The 17,090-nt window shown below is 61.5% G+C and carries 18 protein-coding genes; 8 read left to right on the top strand and 10 right to left on the bottom strand.

What is annotated here, in order from left to right:
• Positions 1-39: 39 nt before the first annotated feature.
• From JNL55_RS24925 to JNL55_RS24910, 4 genes are all read right to left on the bottom strand, one after another.
• Positions 40-1,125 carry an efflux RND transporter periplasmic adaptor subunit gene (locus tag JNL55_RS24925; protein ID WP_293860656.1) on the bottom strand — a complete coding sequence of 362 codons (1,086 nt, stop codon included), beginning with the start codon at positions 1,123-1,125 and terminating at the stop codon, positions 40-42.
• Between the two features lie 184 nt (positions 1,126-1,309).
• Positions 1,310-2,263 (bottom strand): cysteine synthase A, encoded by a 954-nt coding sequence (gene cysK, locus JNL55_RS24920; RefSeq protein ID WP_293860653.1) that lies wholly within the window; start codon positions 2,261-2,263, stop codon positions 1,310-1,312.
• Between the two features lie 204 nt (positions 2,264-2,467).
• Complete coding sequence (phaC, locus tag JNL55_RS24915; protein WP_293860650.1) at positions 2,468-3,562, bottom strand: class III poly(R)-hydroxyalkanoic acid synthase subunit PhaC; 1,095 nt, start codon at positions 3,560-3,562, stop codon at positions 2,468-2,470.
• Positions 3,559-4,383 carry a poly(R)-hydroxyalkanoic acid synthase subunit PhaE gene (locus JNL55_RS24910; protein WP_293860647.1) on the bottom strand — a complete coding sequence of 275 codons (825 nt, stop codon included), beginning with the start codon at positions 4,381-4,383 and terminating at the stop codon, positions 3,559-3,561. Before JNL55_RS24910 ends, phaC begins: the two co-directional genes overlap by 4 nt.
• Before the next feature lie 148 nt (positions 4,384-4,531).
• On the opposite strand from JNL55_RS24910, the gene phaR reads away from it, so the two are divergent.
• Both phaR and JNL55_RS24900 read left to right on the top strand, forming a co-directional pair.
• Positions 4,532-5,098, top strand: a complete 567-nt coding sequence (phaR, locus tag JNL55_RS24905; RefSeq protein WP_293860644.1) for a polyhydroxyalkanoate synthesis repressor PhaR — start codon at positions 4,532-4,534, stop codon at positions 5,096-5,098.
• Between the two features lie 3 nt (positions 5,099-5,101).
• On the top strand, positions 5,102-6,565 hold the full coding sequence (locus JNL55_RS24900; RefSeq protein WP_293860642.1) for a glycogen synthase: 1,464 nt from the start codon (positions 5,102-5,104) through the stop codon (positions 6,563-6,565).
• Here JNL55_RS24900 and JNL55_RS24895 read toward each other — a convergent pair whose 3' ends face one another.
• A complete protein-coding gene (locus tag JNL55_RS24895; protein WP_293860640.1) occupies positions 6,566-7,036 on the bottom strand; it encodes an LEA type 2 family protein in 471 nt (156 codons plus the stop codon).
• A 91-nt stretch (positions 7,037-7,127) separates the two neighbouring features.
• Positions 7,128-8,450, bottom strand: coding sequence for a glucose-1-phosphate adenylyltransferase (glgC, locus tag JNL55_RS24890; RefSeq protein WP_293860638.1), 1,323 nt, complete (start codon positions 8,448-8,450; stop codon positions 7,128-7,130).
• 273 nt (positions 8,451-8,723) lie between these two features.
• Here glgC and JNL55_RS24885 point away from each other — a divergent pair, with 273 nt between their 5' ends.
• Genes JNL55_RS24885 through JNL55_RS24865 form a run of 5 tightly spaced genes read left to right on the top strand, consistent with a single transcriptional unit; the run spans position 8,724 to position 11,584 of the window.
• Entirely contained in the window at positions 8,724-9,308 is a 585-nt protein-coding gene (locus tag JNL55_RS24885) for a hypothetical protein (RefSeq protein WP_293860636.1), read from the top strand.
• A 2-nt stretch (positions 9,309-9,310) separates the two neighbouring features.
• Positions 9,311-9,838 carry a DUF192 domain-containing protein gene (locus JNL55_RS24880; RefSeq protein ID WP_293860634.1) on the top strand — a complete coding sequence of 176 codons (528 nt, stop codon included), beginning with the start codon at positions 9,311-9,313 and terminating at the stop codon, positions 9,836-9,838.
• Between the two features lie 20 nt (positions 9,839-9,858).
• Positions 9,859-10,206 (top strand): hypothetical protein, encoded by a 348-nt coding sequence (locus JNL55_RS24875; RefSeq protein WP_293860632.1) that lies wholly within the window; start codon positions 9,859-9,861, stop codon positions 10,204-10,206.
• 44 nt (positions 10,207-10,250) lie between these two features.
• Positions 10,251-10,895, top strand: a complete 645-nt coding sequence (locus JNL55_RS24870; RefSeq protein ID WP_293860630.1) for an aspartyl/asparaginyl beta-hydroxylase domain-containing protein — start codon at positions 10,251-10,253, stop codon at positions 10,893-10,895.
• Complete coding sequence (locus tag JNL55_RS24865; RefSeq protein WP_293860628.1) at positions 10,892-11,584, top strand: hypothetical protein; 693 nt, start codon at positions 10,892-10,894, stop codon at positions 11,582-11,584. Before JNL55_RS24870 ends, JNL55_RS24865 begins: the two co-directional genes overlap by 4 nt.
• Positions 11,585-11,588: 4 nt before the next feature.
• Here the strand turns inward: JNL55_RS24865 and JNL55_RS24860 are convergent, their stop codons facing one another.
• From JNL55_RS24860 to JNL55_RS24850, 3 genes are read right to left on the bottom strand one after another with little or no spacing between them, the layout of a single operon-like run.
• Positions 11,589-12,020, bottom strand: coding sequence for a hypothetical protein (locus JNL55_RS24860; RefSeq protein ID WP_293860626.1), 432 nt, complete (start codon positions 12,018-12,020; stop codon positions 11,589-11,591).
• The gene (locus JNL55_RS24855) at positions 12,017-13,858 is read right to left on the bottom strand and encodes a sulfotransferase (RefSeq protein ID WP_293860624.1); all 1,842 of its coding nucleotides are present in this window, start codon (positions 13,856-13,858) and stop codon (positions 12,017-12,019) included. The genes JNL55_RS24860 and JNL55_RS24855 overlap by 4 nt, the downstream gene beginning before the upstream one ends.
• 2 nt (positions 13,859-13,860) lie before the next feature.
• Positions 13,861-15,132, bottom strand: coding sequence for an aspartyl/asparaginyl beta-hydroxylase domain-containing protein (locus JNL55_RS24850; RefSeq protein WP_293860622.1), 1,272 nt, complete (start codon positions 15,130-15,132; stop codon positions 13,861-13,863).
• A gap of 21 nt (positions 15,133-15,153) precedes the next feature.
• On the opposite strand from JNL55_RS24850, the gene JNL55_RS24845 reads away from it, so the two are divergent.
• A complete protein-coding gene (locus JNL55_RS24845; RefSeq protein ID WP_293860620.1) occupies positions 15,154-15,768 on the top strand; it encodes a 2OG-Fe(II) oxygenase in 615 nt (204 codons plus the stop codon).
• On the opposite strand, the gene JNL55_RS24840 is transcribed toward JNL55_RS24845, so the two are convergent.
• Positions 15,716-17,090 (bottom strand): tetratricopeptide repeat-containing sulfotransferase family protein (locus tag JNL55_RS24840; protein ID WP_293860618.1); only part of this gene is annotated, 1,375 nt, incomplete at its 5' end. The genes JNL55_RS24845 and JNL55_RS24840 overlap by 53 nt on opposite strands.

Here is a 17,090-nt window from a genome sequence, read left to right as displayed (position 1 = left end):
TCGCGAATACCGGACGGCGGACCGAAATATCGGAAAGAATCATGACTTGGCCTGAGCAGCGAGGTCGTTGCGAGCGGCCACCGCGGTGCCATCGTGCAAGTTGAGCGTGCCGTCGATCACCACCACGTCGGCTTCGGTCGCACCCTCGAGAATCTCCACCTCGCCAGGACGACGTCGACCAATCACGATCTCACGCTTGAGTGCGCGGCCATCGGCCACCACGAACACGAAATGCTTGCTGTCTTCGGGAACGATGGCGCTCTCCGGCAGCATCAACGCCTTGCCGGCTTTACGCACCAACTGTAGCGTCATGAACATGCCGGGCCGCAAGCGAGCGTCCCTGTTGTCCGCCAACGCGCGTACGACGATGGCACGAGTGGTCGGATCGACGCGGGTATCGATGCTATCGACGCGTCCTTTGAACACTGTGTTTGGATAAGCGCTACTGCGGGCCTCGACGGTCAGTCCCGGCTGCAGACTGGAAAGAAACAATTCAGGCACGGCGAAGTCCAGCTTCACGGTGCTCAGATCGTCCAGCGTCGTGATCACGCCACCGGGACTCACCAGGCTGCCCAAACTCACATTACGCAGACCGACTCGACCGCCGAACGGCGCGCGGATGACGCGATCGTTGACGCGCGAACGAGCAGCGGCGACCCGAGCTTGATTGGCAAGCATGGTCGCTTCGAGCTGATCCAGCTGCGCTTCGGACAATGCCTTGGTCTGGAACAGTTCCTGGCTGCGCTTGTACAGACTGCGACTATCGCGCTCGGCGGCTTCCGCCGCAGCCAGATCGGCGCGCGCTTCTTCGTTGTCCAGCTCGACCAATACGTCGCCTTTCTTGACCTGCTTGCCTTCCTCGAAATGGATGGCAGCGACGCGGTCGGCAACTTTCGCAGTGATGTCGACGGACTCTTTGGCGCGCACGGTGCCGAGCGCTTCGACTTCCTGTGCAAATTCCTTGAGCTTGGGGTGCGCGATCATGACCGGCACTTCACGCAGGCCGGCGGGCCGACCAGCGGCAGGACCTTGGGCGGCGCCGGAGCCGGCGCCGCTGAAGTGATACCAGGCCCCGGCAGCGATCATTGCTGCCAACGCCACGACCACGATGCTATTTCGATTCACGAACCCGCCACAGAACAGCTGGAGAAGCAGAGCATTCTCCCAGCTGCGCCGCAGCTTGTCTGCGCAACGCTAATGCGAAATTAGCCTTAGGCCATTGCAAACGTTGCAAAGAATCGCAAAACGCCAGCCTGCGCCCACGGCTCAGAAAATGAATCCGCGGCGCAGGCTGTATATGACAGAAATGTCAGATTGAAGCGGCCGGCTCGGCGTCCGAAGCATCCGGGATGCCTTCGAACAGCGCGGTCGACAAATAGCGCTCGGCGGTGTCGGGCAACATCGCCAGAATGACCGAGCCTTGCGGTGCCTTTTGCGCAACCTTCAACGCAGCAGCGATGGTGCCGCCGGCGGAAATGCCGCAGAAGATGCCTTCCTTCGCCGCGAGTTGCCGCGCCGTCTGAATGGCTTCGTCGTCGGTCACCGGCAGAATCTCATCGGCCACGCTGCGATTGAGCACGGCCGGCACGAAGTCCGGCGTCCAACCTTGAATCTTGTGAGGCTTGAACTCGCCGCCGCTCAGCAACGGTGCCGCGGCCGGCTCGGTCGCCACGATGCGCACTTCGGGACGCGCCTTCTTGATCATCTCGCCGGCGCCGGTGAGCGTGCCGCCCGTGCCCCAGCCCGTCACCCAGAAATCCAGCCGGCGACCGGCGAAGTCGCTCAGGATCTCGGGACCCGTGGTATTGCGGTGATATTCGGGATTGGCTTGATTCTCGAACTGCCGCGCCAGGAACCAGCCGTGTTTGTCGGCCAGCTCTTTAGCCTTGCGCACCATGCCCGAGCCGCGCTCGGCGGCCGGCGTCAGGATCACCTTGGCACCGAGCATGCGCATGATCTTGCGACGCTCGATGGAGAACGTCTCGACCATCACCGCGACGAACGGATAACCCTTGGCCGCGCACACCATCGCCAGCGCGATGCCGGTGTTGCCCGAGGTGGCTTCCACCACCGTCTGCCCGGGCTTCAAGGTGCCGCGACGCTCGGCGTCTTCGATGATAGCAATGGCCAGCCGATCCTTGACCGAGGACAACGGGTTGAAAAACTCGCACTTGGCGTACAGCGTGACGTGCGCCGGTGCCAGCCGGTTGATTTTGACGATGGGGGTGCGGCCGATGGTGCCGAGAATGTTGTCGTAGATCATGGCGAAACTACTTTCGTATGGACGGGAGGAGCGGCAGATTGCGCGCGGCCTGAATCGACGTCAACCACTGATATTTTGTCTGACGACGGATCGGGACATCCTGTCCCGCCCGTCGTGCGAGCCGGCAAAAGGCGCGACTTTTACCAGCTCGCTCGCCCCCTGCGGCGGCGGGTACATCCATGTGCCTTTCGGGTCGGTACAACCCTAACTTTGGTCACGCTCACGCAGCCAGCCGGCAATCTTGTCCGGGATCTGGCGCTGCGCTGTGCCGCTCACATAAATGCCGATGTGGCCGCCCGGAAACTCGTGGCTGCTGTAGTCGGCAGTGCCGGTCAGCCCTTGCAGCGGCTTGCTGGCCGAGGGCGGCACCAGATGATCCTGCGCGGCATAGATGTTCAGCAGCGGCACCGTGATCTGTTTCAGATCGACCTTGCGGCCGGCCACTTGCACCGTGCCCTTGACCAGGCCGTTGTGTTTCACGAAGGCGGTCAGAAACTGACGAAACATTTCGCCGGCCTGATCGGGACTGTCGAAAATCCATTTTTCCATGCGCAGGAAATTTTCCAGCGCCGCGCTGCTGGTGTCGGGCTCGTTGAGTTGATGCAACAGGTCCACATACTTCTGACTGTTCAACCGAAACGGCATCAAGCTCACGAACAACGCATTGAGCGCATCGCCTGAAACATTGCCGGCGGTGCCGACCAGCGCATCTACGTCCACGTGCTTGGCCCATTTGGTCAGCAAATTTTCCGGCGTGTGAAAATCCACCGGCGTCACCATCGTGATCAAATTGCGCAACCGCTGCGGATTCAGCGCCGCATAACACAGGCTCATGGAGCCGCCCTGACACACGCCGAGCAGATTGATCCGCTCCTGTCCGCTGACCTGGCGCACGAAGTCCACACAGTGCGGCAGATAGCGGCCTACATAGTCCTCCAGCGCGAGATAACGATCGGCGCCGTCGGGATAACCCCAATCGATCAGATACACATCGACACCGCGCTGTAACAGACCGCGAATCAATGAACGGTCGGTCTGCAAGTCCATCATGTACGGCCGGTTGACCAGCGCGTAGCAAATCAACAGCGGTGTTTTCACGCGCGTTTCCGGCGCCACCACTTCAGAAGGCCGGTAACGATACAACGTGACTTTGTCTTCGCTGAACACCGCATCCTTGGCGGAGCACCCGATGGTCACTGCGCCGGCATTGGCCAAGGCAGCGAGTCCTTGCGACATGCGTCGCATGAAATCGCTGGTGACGGCGGCGAGCTCGGCGGAGCCTGGAGTGGATTCAGTCATGATCGCTCCTGACCGCGCACTTCAGCCAACTGCGCTTCCAGTGTGGCCACGCGTTCTCGCAGCTCGCGCATCTGCTTATGAACAGTGTTCAACTCGGAGCGGGTCGGCAGATCGAACTGCTTCAACGCGCGTTCCAGCAACGCCTGCTGGCGTGCGCGTAACCGAATGGCGGCATTACCGAGCTGCGACTGCAACTTGCAATACGACTCGCTATGCGCGACCTGCGAGAAAACCTTTTCGCCGCACTCCACCCACAAGTTGTACAGATCGCGATAGTCCTCGATGCCCGGCATGGGGGCGGCGCCGCCCAGCTTGGCGTTGCGCTCGCGAATCAGTGTTTCGAGCATGCCGAGCGCGTCAGCCTGCACCTTGGCCCACACCGTCCGCAGCTCCTGCTCGAGGTGTTGATACTCGACTTGCGCGGCCAGCAGTTCGCGCCAGGCTTCGGTCTGTTCACGCGCCAGCCCCAACGCCGGCAGCCGCGAAATCAAATCGGCGAATTGGCGCGAAGCACCCTCGCCGGCCGAGGCAGCCCCGGCCCAAGTGCCTTGCCAGGCATTGAGCATTTCTTCGCCAAACTTGAGCGGTGTCTCGCCGGCACTGGAGCCGCCGGCACTGCGTTGCGCGAACTGTTGCCAACCTTGCAAATAGGCCTGCCCTGCCTCGAGCCAGCGCATGCCGATGTCGCGCACCTGATCGGAGACGCCATCCGACTTGCCACCGGCCGCGGCGCCCGGCATGCCGGCGCGGCGCAATTGTTCGCGCTGCTGCTCGATCCAGCTCTGGATCCAGTCGGATCCGTCATTTTTCGACTCGGTCATTGCCGCTTCCCGTCCGCTACCGCGCGGGCATTATCCACCGACTGGTGGCGAAGTGAGTGTCGAGCCGGTTCGCGTCACATCGGTGCATCCCGTGTTGCACCGCCAAATGGGCGTGGTTACAGTAGGCCGAACGCCTGTCGAGCTGAGCATGAGCGAAGAACGACTGATCAAAAAGTATGCGAACCGGCGCCTGTACGACGCCGCGCAGAGTCGTCACATCACCATCGACGACATTCGCAACATGGTGATTGCCGGCACGCGAGTGAAGGTGATCGAGGATAAGAGCAACGAGGACATTACGCGCCTGGTGTTGCTGCAAGTGATCGCCGATCAGGAACAATTCGGCCGTCCCATCCTTTCGACTGCATTGCTGGAATCCATGATTCGGTTCTACGGCAACTCCATGCAGAGCTACTTCAGCAGCTACCTGGAAAAAAGCGTCGAGACGTTCATGCGCCAGCAGGAAGTGGTGCAGGCGCAGCTCAACCGGACCATGGGCACGAGCCCCGGTGCCGCGCCCAATCCGATTGCCGAGCTGACTCGACAGAATCTGGAGCTGTGGGCCAAGATGCAGGAGACGCTACTGACGACGTTCGCGCCGCCACGTGAGGCACCGCGCGACGACGCTCCGAGCGAGCCCCCTCCAACCAACAAGACCGGCAAATCCGGCGCCAAGAGTCGCACGCCGGACAGCGGCGACACCGACAAGTCCTGACGCATGCCCTTGAAGATCTGTTTCGTCGCTTCGGAAATCGCCCCGCTCGCCAAGACTGGCGGGCTTGCCGACGTGGCGGGCGTATTGCCGCGTCACTTGCAGGCGTCCGGGCACGACGTGCGCGTCTTCATGCCCTTGTATTCGAGCATCAGCAACAGCTCGGTGACCAATGCGCCGCCGCTGGCGAACGCGCAAAACGTGCCGCTGGCGCTGGGCTCGCATCGTTACACGTACACCATCATCGAATCGCGCCTGCCCAACTCGTCGGTGCCGCTGTACTTGGTGCACTGTCCGGAAGTCTACGATCGCGCTTCGCTGTACACCTCGGGTGGCGATGAGCATCTGCGCTTCTTGGTGCTACAACGAGCCGCACTGGATGCTTGTCAGCGCATGCAGTTCTCGCCCGACATCTTGCATTGTAATGACTGGCACACCGCGCTGATGCCGATGCTGCTCAAGAGCGTGTACGCGTGGGACAGCTTGTTCGCGGCCACCAAGTCAGTGTTGTCGATTCATAACATCGGCTATCAAGGCATCTTCCATCCCGGCAGCGCTTACGACATCGGCGGCGAGGTGAGCCATTTGTTGGCGCCCGAAACGCTGGCCGGCGGCGGCTTCAACTGGCTGCGCGAAGGCGTTCGGCATGCCGATCGAGTCACGACGGTCAGCCCGACGTATGCACAGGAAATTTGCACTCCCATCGGCGGTCACGGTCTCGACGTAGCGCTACGCGCACGCGGCGATGGAGTGGTCGGCATTTTGAATGGCGTGGATTACAACGAATGGAATCCAGCCACTGATCGCTATTTGAAACATCACTTCTCGCCGGACGATCTGTCGGGCAAGCGCGCCACCAAACGTTCGTTGCTCGACTGGCTGAATCTTTCGGTGAGCGACAGCGCGCCGCTGGTCGGCATCGTGTCGCGCATGACGGTGCAGAAAGGCTTCGATCTCTTGTTCGACGCGCTGCCCTACACGCTCGAGACGCGCGACATGAGCCTGGTCGCGTTGGGCAGCGGCGAGTCGCATTACGAGAATTTTTTCGTCAGCCTGCAGCAGCGCTTCCCCGATCGCGTGGTGTTTCATCGCGGCTATAGCGAGGAGCTGTCGCATCTGATCGAGGCGGCGAGCGACATGTTCCTGATGCCGTCGCAGTACGAGCCGTGCGGCTTGAATCAAATGTACAGCTTGAAGTACGGCACCGCGCCCATCGTGCGCCGTACCGGCGGCCTCGCCGATTCAGTGCAGATGTGGGATCCCGCCACGCGCCAGGGCACCGGCATCGTGTTCAACGATTTCGATGTGCCGGCGGTGCAATGGGCGATTCACACCGCGCTGGATTATTTCAAGGATCAGGACGGCTGGACCCAGCTGATGCGCAATGGCATGGCGCAGGACTTTTCCTGGGATCGGCAGACCGGTGAGTATGTGCGCCTGTATCGCGAACTCACCGGTAAGTGGGACTGACTACTTCAGCACACCGATGGTCGCGCTGCCGGTTTCGGAGAAGGGAATCTTCTTCAGGAAGCGGATGTCGGTGAGCAGCTTGCCTTCCACCGAATAATTCACTTGGGTGCGGCCGTTGAGGCGCGACAACAAGCGACCCACGCCGCTGACGAAATTGGTCCGCACCGTCATGTCGAAGTCGGTCTCGCCATTGGCGGGCACCGTGAAGGGCTTGTTCATCATGCCTTCGGCAAAGCCATCGCCTTCCAGGAACAGCTTGTAGTCCAGGCCCTTGATGGGTAACTCGCGGTCGTTCGGATTCTCGACGTTGACCCGCACCAGGAACTGCTGATTGAAGATGTCCGCGGAGGTCATGGCGACGCTGACCAGAGCCAGGCGCGGCGCCTTCAGATCCGGGCGTAGGGAGCTACAGCTGCTGGCGGTAACCAGCAGAGCGATGACCAGAGCGAAGCGCGACAGGACCTTGTTCATCTGTTTCCCCCAAGAGGATTTGGGGAAGGATAGCAGAGCAGCGAGGGCACGTTATGTGACGCAGACCCTCGCCCCATCCTGGCCGCCCCCTTCAGGGCTGCGGCTGTAGCTTCGCCAGCATGTCTCGCGTTACCAGAGCTACGCCTTGCTCGCTGATATAAAAGCGGCGGGCGTCTTCTTCGCGATTAACGCCAATCTGGGTGCCCGGCGGGACCACGCTGCCGGTGTCGACGATGGCGCGCTTGATGGTGCTGCCGGCACCGACCACCACGTCCGGGAAGATCACCGAGCGCTCGATGTAGCTGCGCTCTTCGACACGCACGTTGGAGAACAACAGCGATTGATTGACGTGCGCGCCGGAGATGATGCAGCCGCCGGACACCATGGAGTTCACCGCCATGCCGCGCCTGCCTTCCTCGTCGAGCACGAACTTCGCGGGCGGATACTGGCGCTGATAAGTCCAGATCGGCCATTGCTCGTCGTAAATGTTCAGCTCCGGATTGACGTACACCATCTCCATGTTGGCGTCATAGAACGCATCCACGGTGCCGACATCGCGCCAGTAATGTTGAACGCGCGTTTCGTTATCGGTGAAGGGATACGCGAACACCTTCAGCGAGTTCAACGCGCCCGGGATGATGTTGCGACCGAAGTCGTGCGAGGTGCCGGGCCGATTGGCTTGTTCTTCCAGCAGCCGGTACAACAAGGCAGCCTTGAACACATAGATACCCATGGAGCCGAGCGCCATGCTTTCGCGTCCCGGAATGCCTTCGGGATCCTTGGGCTTTTCCGAGAACTTGGTGATTCGATAGTCCGGGTCGACGCTCATCACGCCGAACGCACTCGCCTGCTCTCGCGGCACTTCGACCACGCCGACGGTGATGTCGGCACGCTTGGCCACATGCGACGCCAGCATCACGCCGTAGTCCATCTTGTAGATGTGGTCGCCGGCCAGCACCAGGATGTGCTTGGGATTGTGCAGCTTGATGATCTGCAGGTTTTGATACAGCGAGTCGGCGGTGCCGCGGTACCAGAAATCGCCCATCTGTTGCTGCGCCGGGATGACTTCGACGAACTCGCCGAATTCGCCGCGCAGATAACCCCAGCCGCGCTGGATGTGCTGGATCAACGAATGCGCTTTGTATTGGGTCATCACCGAAATTTTGCGGATGCCCGAGTTCACGCAGTTCGACAGTACGAAGTCGATGATGCGGAACTTGCCGCCGAACGGCGTCGCCGGTTTACAGCGGAAGTCGGTGAGATGTTTCAGCCGTTCGCCGCGGCCACCGGCCATGACGACTGCCAAAGTATTGCGCGTGATGCGACTGACGTAACGCCGAGTGCGGGCCTGATTTTCGCCGCTCCGTCGCGTGCCAAGTTCCTTCGATCGAGCGGGCTCTGCTCTATCGTCCATACCAGGAATTCTCACTTCTCGTAAGGCAGACCGATCGACGATCGGGCCGCCCATCAAGTTGGCCGACTGCAGTGTCGGCGAAGACCGCCGCCGCTTGCCTGGAAGGCGCGGCTTCGGCATTGTGGGTCGCTTGCCGACCCCTGTCATCATACCCGCATGCTGCAACGGTTCAGTAACTACGTCGTCCTCGCATTCGGACATGGCTGCGGCTCCTCGCACCTTGCGGATTGGCGTCGCTGCCTGTCCGCAATAACGGTCATCGGTGGGTTAACGTTGGGACTGTCTTGCAAGGTCCATGCACAGCAAGCACCGGGCGCCGATGACAACGCTAACAGTCAGGCCGCGCCTGTGGCCTGCCTGCCGGACGGACAGGGTTATTTGAAAGCGCGCCTGTCCGGCGCGGTGCAAGCAGAACTCGTTTGGGGCAATGCCGATACGGAATGCACCGGCGCCGTGCGGCCGGATGGCGGACTGCGCGTCCGTTTCAGTCACAAAGACGGTGCCGACGGCGGCCGCTTGGTCTTGTTGTTCGGCATCGCCGGACTGCGTGAAGCCCAGTCGGCGAAGGCACTACCGGTAAATGTGACTGTCATACGCGAAGGGCTGGGCGAGTTTTACAGCACCCAGGGCGACAACAAATGCACCCTGGATCAGGTTCGGCAGGAGCCCCTGGTCGGGATTCCGCACCGGACCCGTTCGTATCGGATTATCGCGCGCGGCTTTTGTACGCATCCGGCTCGGGCGGTGCGTGGCGACGGTGTCATCCTGTTGTCACGTTTCGACTATGTCGGCCGGATCGATTTCGACACTGCAGACGACACCCCAGAAGACAGCAAAGATAAAGAAGGCGGCGAGTAACCATGAGCTCAATGACTGTTCCGCGGCTGCTGGCCCTGGCGCTGTTTGTATGCACGACTGCGTTCGGGGTCGCGCACGGCGCCGACACGGCCAACAACGCTGCCCCGGAATTCACCTCCCAGGACCTGGACCGCAGCTTCCGCCGCGAGCCGGTGCAGATCGCGACTCCGGATGCCCGGCTGCATCGTTTCAATATGTGGATCGCGGATGACGACCAGCGCCGGGCCCGCGGCCTGATGTTCATCCGTCAGCTCGGCGCCGAGGACGCCATGTTGTTCATTTATCCGCAGTCGCAGTCGGTGGCGATGTGGATGAAGAACACCTACGTGCCGCTGGACATGCTGTTCGTCGCCGCCGACGGCAAAGTGGTCAACATCGTGGCCCACACCGAGCCGCTGTCGCTGAAGACCATCGAGTCCAAGGGTATAGTTCAAGGAGTGATCGAATTGCCCGCCGGCGCGGCGGCACGCCTGAAGATCGCGCCCGGTGCCCAGGTGATTCATCCTGCGTTTTCGACGGCCCCACGTTAACGACGCCGCAAGGAAGTGCCATGCGCCCATCGATCGGTTTATCGAGCTGTATCGTCACTGGTCTATGGGTACTGGTCGGCTGCGCCTCGCCGCAAAACAAGCCGGTGGCGGCGACCCAGTCAGCGCAGGAAACGGACCAGCAACGCGCCCAGCGGCTGATCAATTATTCGGTCGAGTCCGGCCAACCCATCAACACCGCCGACGGCAAGAAACTGCTGTGCAAGCAGGAAACCGTCACCAACACGCGCCTGAAAAACAAGAAGGTCTGTCTGACCGAGGATGAGTGGCTGGCCCGCACCGGCAATGCTCGGGAATCATTCCGGGAAGCCATCCGAGCCGGCGAATATCTGCCGCCCAAGGGCAACTGAGCCCACCCACTGAGACGGCCCACTGAGACCACACTGAGACGACCATGCTCGATCTTCCCGGCCAGCCGGTGCTCGACAAGATCGCTTTGGTAGGCGGCTGTCTGCGCCTGCCATTGCAGATCGATGCGCAGCGCCTGGTCACGCAGATCGAGGCTTTGCCGGATTCACTATGGGGCTCGCAAGGCGGCCGCGTTGGTGTGCACCGGGTGGCCGAAGCTTTGTTTCTTCGCGGTTATGCTCCGGCCCAGGGAGCACTGCCCATCGAAGATCGGGAAGCGTTGGCGCTACTGCCCTATGCGCGCGAAATCATAGAGCAACTGATCCCGGCCCCGGCGCAGCGATGTTTGCTAGCGCGACTGCCGGCCGGCGCCACTATCGATCCGCACATCGATCGCGCGCCCTACTTCTCGAAAACTCTGCGGCTGCATTTCCCCATCGAGTCGCACGACCAGGCGTGGATGATCGCCGGCCCACTCACCTATTTGATGAAGCCGGGCGAAGTCTGGGTGTTGAACAACAGCTCGCCACACGCCGTGTGGAACGCGGATCCGGAGCGGTCGCGCACTCACATGATCTGCGATTTCCTGGCGACGCCGGCGTTGTTGGAACTCATGGCCGCAGGCGACCGGGATCTGGGCCGGAGCATCCCGGCAGTCGAGCAGCATTTCGCCGCGCACGCCACGGGATGATCGTCACTCCGCGCTTCGTCTTTCTCCACCTGCACAAGTCGGGTGGCACGTTCGTCAACATCGGGTTGGTGCGCTTCGTCGCCGACGCTCGTCAGCTCGGCTATCACTTGCCGCGCTCCCTGATTCCGGCGCAGTTCGCCTCGTTGCCACTGCTCGGCTCGGTGCGTAATCCGTGGAGCTATTACGTTTCGTGGTACAGCTTTCAGCGCACCCGCCCGCAGCCGAATGCGCTGTTTCTAACGCTCAGCGCCGGCAACACGCTCGACTTCAACGGCACGGTTCGCAACATGTTGAATCTCGGGCGCGACGATGAGCTGCTCGACCGAGTGCTCGCGGCACTTCCAGCCAGTTACATCAACCAAGGCCTGAACCTGCCGGCCGCGGCGCTGGCGCCGATTCGCGGCAGCGGCTTGGGCTTCTATTCGTTTCTATATCGGTATCTGTACGGGCCGGATGTCACAGCCGTGAAACTGGCGCGCATGGAACAGTTGCGGGTCGAAGTACCGCAATTGTTGGAGTCGGTGGGTGAGCCGATGACCGCAGAGCTGCGCGATTACATGAACGCAGCGCCGGCGGTGAATACTTCAGACCATCAGCCGCATCGCCAGCTCTACGATGCGGAGCTGGCGCAATTGGTCAGCGAACGCGATGCCGTGGTGATCGAACGTCACGGCTATACGTTCGCTTGAACCATTATTTATTGTTCATGCGCGGCCGGCGTTCGAGCGACTTGAGCTGCATCTGGTTCTCAGCCTGCAGTTGCTCCCATTCCCGCGCCGTCAGACACGACGTCTTGTGACGCAAGCGTGAACCCGTCTGCAAATCCTTGCGACACAACAGCGTCTGGCCATTTTCGTTCTTGATGACATAGCCAGCCTTTTGCGCGGCCATGATCTTTTCGGCATCGAGCTCGCCTTCGATGGGCGATTTCTCAGCCGCCGGCGGTGTCGGCGCAGGAGTTGCGATGGGTTGCGTATTCACTGTCTTGGCATTAGCCGGCGGTGGCGCGGGTGTGGCTGCTTGAGGCGCAGCGGGCGCCGGTTCAGCCGATGCCGGTTCCTGTGCGAAAACCTGGCCGGTCGCGCACAGCGCGAGTCCCAACAACCAAACCTGACGAAACTTCATGACCCACTCCCTGCTTGACCCAAGGACCGCAATCTATTCCAGGTTGCCTGAACGCTCGGTAACACCGTAGCAATCTCAGCCTCATTCGCGCGCCACTTGTCCGCAGCGGGTGCGGTCAATGTATACCGCGACGGCGGCAACGGCGTGGCCAAGCGTCCAGCCAGTTCTGAATCTACCGGTAAACCCAGAAACTCGCACACTTTACCGATCGTGGCCGCCGGGTCACGGACCAGGTCGGCATATTCGACGGCGGTCCAGCGCTCCGGGCTCAATGTTTGTAAGTCATCGACCACTTGCGCGTTGGTCTGCTGCCATTGCCAGGCGGCCACCTCAGCTAACGGACGCCGATTCATGGCTCGCCAGCCCGGCGGCAATAACAACGACCACGGTCCCTCGAAACCCTCCAGCTTGGGATAGGTCCGCCATTGGCCGGAGCGCCAGGCTTCCATGATGCTGCTGATGTTCTCTCGTGGATCGCGCCACAGGAACACGAACTGCGCATCCGGGAAAATTTGTTTGAAGAACGGAATACGCAATGCGTTCTTGGGGGTCTTTTCCAGGAAGCGTCGCAGGCCAGGCTCACTCAGCCCCTGACCTTTGTGGTCTTTCAGATGCGTCAGAATCTGTTCGCGAATGTCGGCGGCAATCGGCGGCGTCGCGTGCTCGGCCGTGAGTCGATTCGAATCGATGCCGGGCGCGCCCGGTCGCAAGCCTTCGATGCCTTCCACCAGCCAATGCGCTTCGCCACCGACGGTGCATAGCTGCGAACTGGCCGCCAATGTTTCAAACAACAGCGTGCTACCGGAGCGCGGCGCGGCCACGATGAATATTGGCTTGTCGATTTTCGCCTCGCGTGTGCGCGTCGGCTGCACAGGCGGAGACGTGATATTGGTTTGCGCGGGCAGCGACAACATCGCACGCAGCAACCGGCCTTCCAGCACGGCATGCACGCTCACTCGATTCGTGCGCATCACCAAGCCATCGGACAGATCGCGGGACGCGTTACGAACCCCGTCGCGCAACCGAATGAATTCGGACCAACCATCGGACTCATCGCCATACAGTGCATACAACTGCCGCCAGTCCTTGCACAGGCCTTCGAGCAGGCCGTGATAGCGATGCAGACGCGCTCGACCGTCGGCAGCGTCGTCTTTCGCCACCAATTCCGCCCGCAGGTCCAGAATCAGGAAATCCACTTCCGCCGGCGTCATTACAGTCGCAAGCTTAGTGCGCTCAGTCATCGGCACCGGCTGGCGTTCGGCGCTGAAAGGCACCTGACGCACTTGTGCGGCGGGATTGTCACTTTGTGCCACCAACTGCCAGAACGCGGCACTGCCTGAAGTGTCGGCGACCAAGTGGATGCGCTCGTCGGGTGTGAAGTTCTCGACTCGATGCGAGCGCCAGTTATCGAACACCCACGCTTCACCGGCCGCCATGTGTACGGCTTGATCGCCACAGAAGAAGCGCACTTCCGGGCGAGTCACGATGGGAATATGCAGACGAACCCGCGTGAACCAGTGATAGTTGATGTCTGCATGCTCAGGCACGGTTGCGCCCGGCGCCAGACGTAGCAGACGCGACCGGCTCCACACCACACCGAAGCCCGCCAGAATCTGCTGGATGTACGGCGACTGCTGCAGATGAGCCGTCGGCTGCATGCGCCCGTTCACTTCGTCGTTTTCGCCACCGTCGACGCTGATCAAACGAGCCGCGCTGTTGCCTTTGATGTCGTTGGGATGCCGCGCCCAAGCTTGAGCAGGCAGCGCCGCCGCTTCGGCACGCAGCCGCTCGACATCGAAGCGCAATGGCAAACGATAAAATGGTTTGGGCAAACGCATGACTACGCCGTCTCCGCCGCCTTCCGGAAATCGCCCATCGCCGGCACCAGCAGCTCGATGGCCGCGCGTTCGGCTTCGGTGAGATAGGGATTCCAGATATCGAAGATCAGCACGACCCGCGTGCGGTCACTGCGATTCCACGCTTCGTGCTCGTAGGTGTCGTCGAAGATCACCGCGCGACCTTCCTGCCATTCATGCACTTCGTCGCCGACCTTCAACGCGCAATCCGGCGGCACCAGCAAAGGTAGATGACCGACCAAGCGCGTATTGGTCACGCCACGATGCGGCAGCAAATGCGTGCCGGCGGTGAACACCGAGAACAGCACTTCCGGCCCATGATCGCGCACATGAGACAACGGCAGCAGGTCGAGAGCTTTCGCAGTCGCCGGACAGACCGCGCAGTTGTCGGCACGACGCTGAGCGTGTCGATAAAAGTAATAGCCGTTCCAGCTCGGCGGTGACTGCAGTCCGCGCAGGTTTTGTTGTTCGATGGCCTCCGTCGTGAACACTCGCTCACGACCCGCAGCGCTCGGCAACAGTTGCAATAGCTCCTGGCGAATGGCATCGGTCTGCGCTTCCAGCGCTTCGATCCAGGGGAACAACGACCGCGGCAGATACGGAGCCGGCGGCAGGCCGGGCAAATATAGAAACGTCGGCTGCTGACGCGGATCCGGGTACACCGGCGGCTCTTCACGGAAGTAGATGCGCAAACTCTGTTCGACCCGCTGCATCGAAGCGGCGCCGAACTGCTGTCGCAACGGTTCGATCAAGTGGGCGAACGTCGCCTTGCGCGTCTCCTTCACCATGCGCACCGCATGTTCGACCATGGGGCGCAAGGCCGGCGCAGTGGTCTCCGGGCTGGTCCAACGGCCCTGTGCCTGGGCATCGCCACTGGCGCGAAAATACTGAACCGCTGCCTGCTCCTTCTGCCCGGCGCGCTCCAGCGCAGCCGCATAGTGCAAGCGAATGATGAACATGCCTGGTGCCAACTTGAGCGCAGCCCCGTGCGCAGCGACCGCTCCGTCTAAATTGCCAGCCGCGTCGTAAACCCGACCGAGGTAATGCCGGGTCTGGGCGTAGTTCGGATCGGAGGCGATGGACGACTCGAGCAGCTGATGCGCGCGTTCCAATTGGCCACGGCGCAGGGCGATCAAGCCCAGGGCATTGAGCGACTCTATGTCGCCCGGCTGTCTCTGCAAGGCATGGCGCGCGGCCTGCTCAGCCTCGTCGAGGCGGCCTTGTTGCAACAGGGTTTGCACGTCGGGTGAATTCATTCCGCGCTACTATAGCTGCCTATGAGCCACGCAGACCTGCGCCGCTACATCCGCACTTACGATCAGGACCTGGACGCCAACCTGTGCCAGCAGATGATCGGCTCGTTCGCCGGCCTGGAGCGCTTCCAGCTGCGCAACGGCCGCGGTATCCGTAGAGGTTTGGAGGACTCGGCCTGGACCGAGCTGAACGTGTCCCGGCTGTCCGATCCGGCGTTCATGGGCATGTTCCGCCGGATCATCGACCGGGCGCTGGAGCGCTACAACCGCGACATCGAACTGGCCATTCCGATTCCCAACTCGCCGCAGCTGGCCAACCTGACGCTCAAGCGCTACCGCCCCGGGCACCGGGAGCAGTTTCAGCTGCATTGGGATTCCATCAACCATGTGGCCAATCGTTACCTGGTGCTGCTGTGGTATCTGAACGATGTCGAGCTGGGCGGCGAGACGCGCTTCCCGCAGCTGGACGTCACCGTCTCGGCGCGCGCCGGCCGCTTGCTGATGTTTCCTCCGTACTGGATGTACCAGCACGAAGGTCTGCCGCCGCTGACCGGGGACAAGTACATTTTGTCCACGTATCTGCTGTTCATCGATCCGAGTAATCCCAACGCTGCAAATAGTTCTGCAGTCGAGGGATGATGGGCGCGAGGTGCCGCTCGTACGCACGCCAGCGGCCCACCGCCTTCTGATTCACCGGCTGCACCACTTGAGAATAACTCGGCGTGCTGATGAAACCCTTGGCGCGCGCATGCTCGGCCGGCGCCAGCATCCCATCATGCCAAGGTAGCCGCAGGAACTCCGCCATCTCGCGCACGCCGCGTTCGAAGTCGGCCACGAAACTCTCGTAGCGCAGCTCCAGGACATTCGGCGCCAACAGTGCCGACTGCCGATACCAGAAATCGAACGAGCGGACATACCCGTCCGTCAAGGTCTGCAGGTCCGAACACAACATGACGAAATGCGGCGCGCGGAAGTGTTGCATGAAGCAACTCAACACCACGTCACACGGATGTCGCACGGCCAGGATGATGGGCGCGTTCGGAAACAGCCGTTTGATCACTGGTAGCCGCAGCATGTTGAGCGGATTCTTATCGACGATACGCTGACCGGGCGACAACTTGATCCGCTGAGACGCCCGCTCGAAATAACGCTGACGAATCGTCGTCAGCTGCTGCCGGGTCAGCTTGGCCAGTTCCTCGGGATAACGCACTCCGGCCGCAACGATGTCGTCCAGCGCGGCTTGCACGATGGGTTGTTCATCCATCGACTTCAGCTGCGGATGCGCGTCGAGCGTTTGTTCCAGCAGCGTCGTGCCCGAACGCGGGAACGCCACGACGAACACGGGACTTTGCTCGAGCGACGGCGCGTCGCTGTTGTCCCATTGCGCGACATCCGCCGGATCGCAACTCCACTTGGTGATTTCCCAGGTCGGCATGCCACGCGTCACCGCCAGCGGCGCGGTCAATTTCAAGTGTTCGACCTGCGAGGCATGCGCCTCCGCCAGCGCCGCGAATGCTTCGTCGTAACGTTTCAAGGCGTCCAGCGACTTGGCCAAAGGAAACAACGAAAAATGCCGGTCATGAAACTGAGTGACGCCTTGTAACGACTGCTGAAACAACTGGCACGCGCGTTCATGATCGCCGACTCGCTGCGCGACTTGCGCTTGAGTCACCAACAAATCACGGCCCAACGTGCCAGCACGCGGGTGCTTCGAGATGCGTTCGAGCAGCTGTTGCGCTTCCGGCAAGCGGTTGGTGCGCTCCATGATCTGCGACAACGTGAGCATGGCTTGGACATCGAGTTCACTGGCGGCGAGTTGAGCGACGACGCGTTCGGCGCGCTCGGTATCGCCCAGATTCATGATTCGCTGCCCGACGTCGGCGAGCTGCTCTGGCGCCAGCTGCGAAAAATCGTTCCAGCCCTGCAGCGCCGCCAACGCCTCTTCGGTCTGCATCGACTCG

Origin of the sequence: Steroidobacter sp., assembly GCF_016790065.1 — a bacterium.
Classification (GTDB): Bacteria; Pseudomonadota; Gammaproteobacteria; order Steroidobacterales; family Steroidobacteraceae; genus Steroidobacter.
This window is presented reverse-complemented; position numbering and strand designations above follow the sequence as displayed.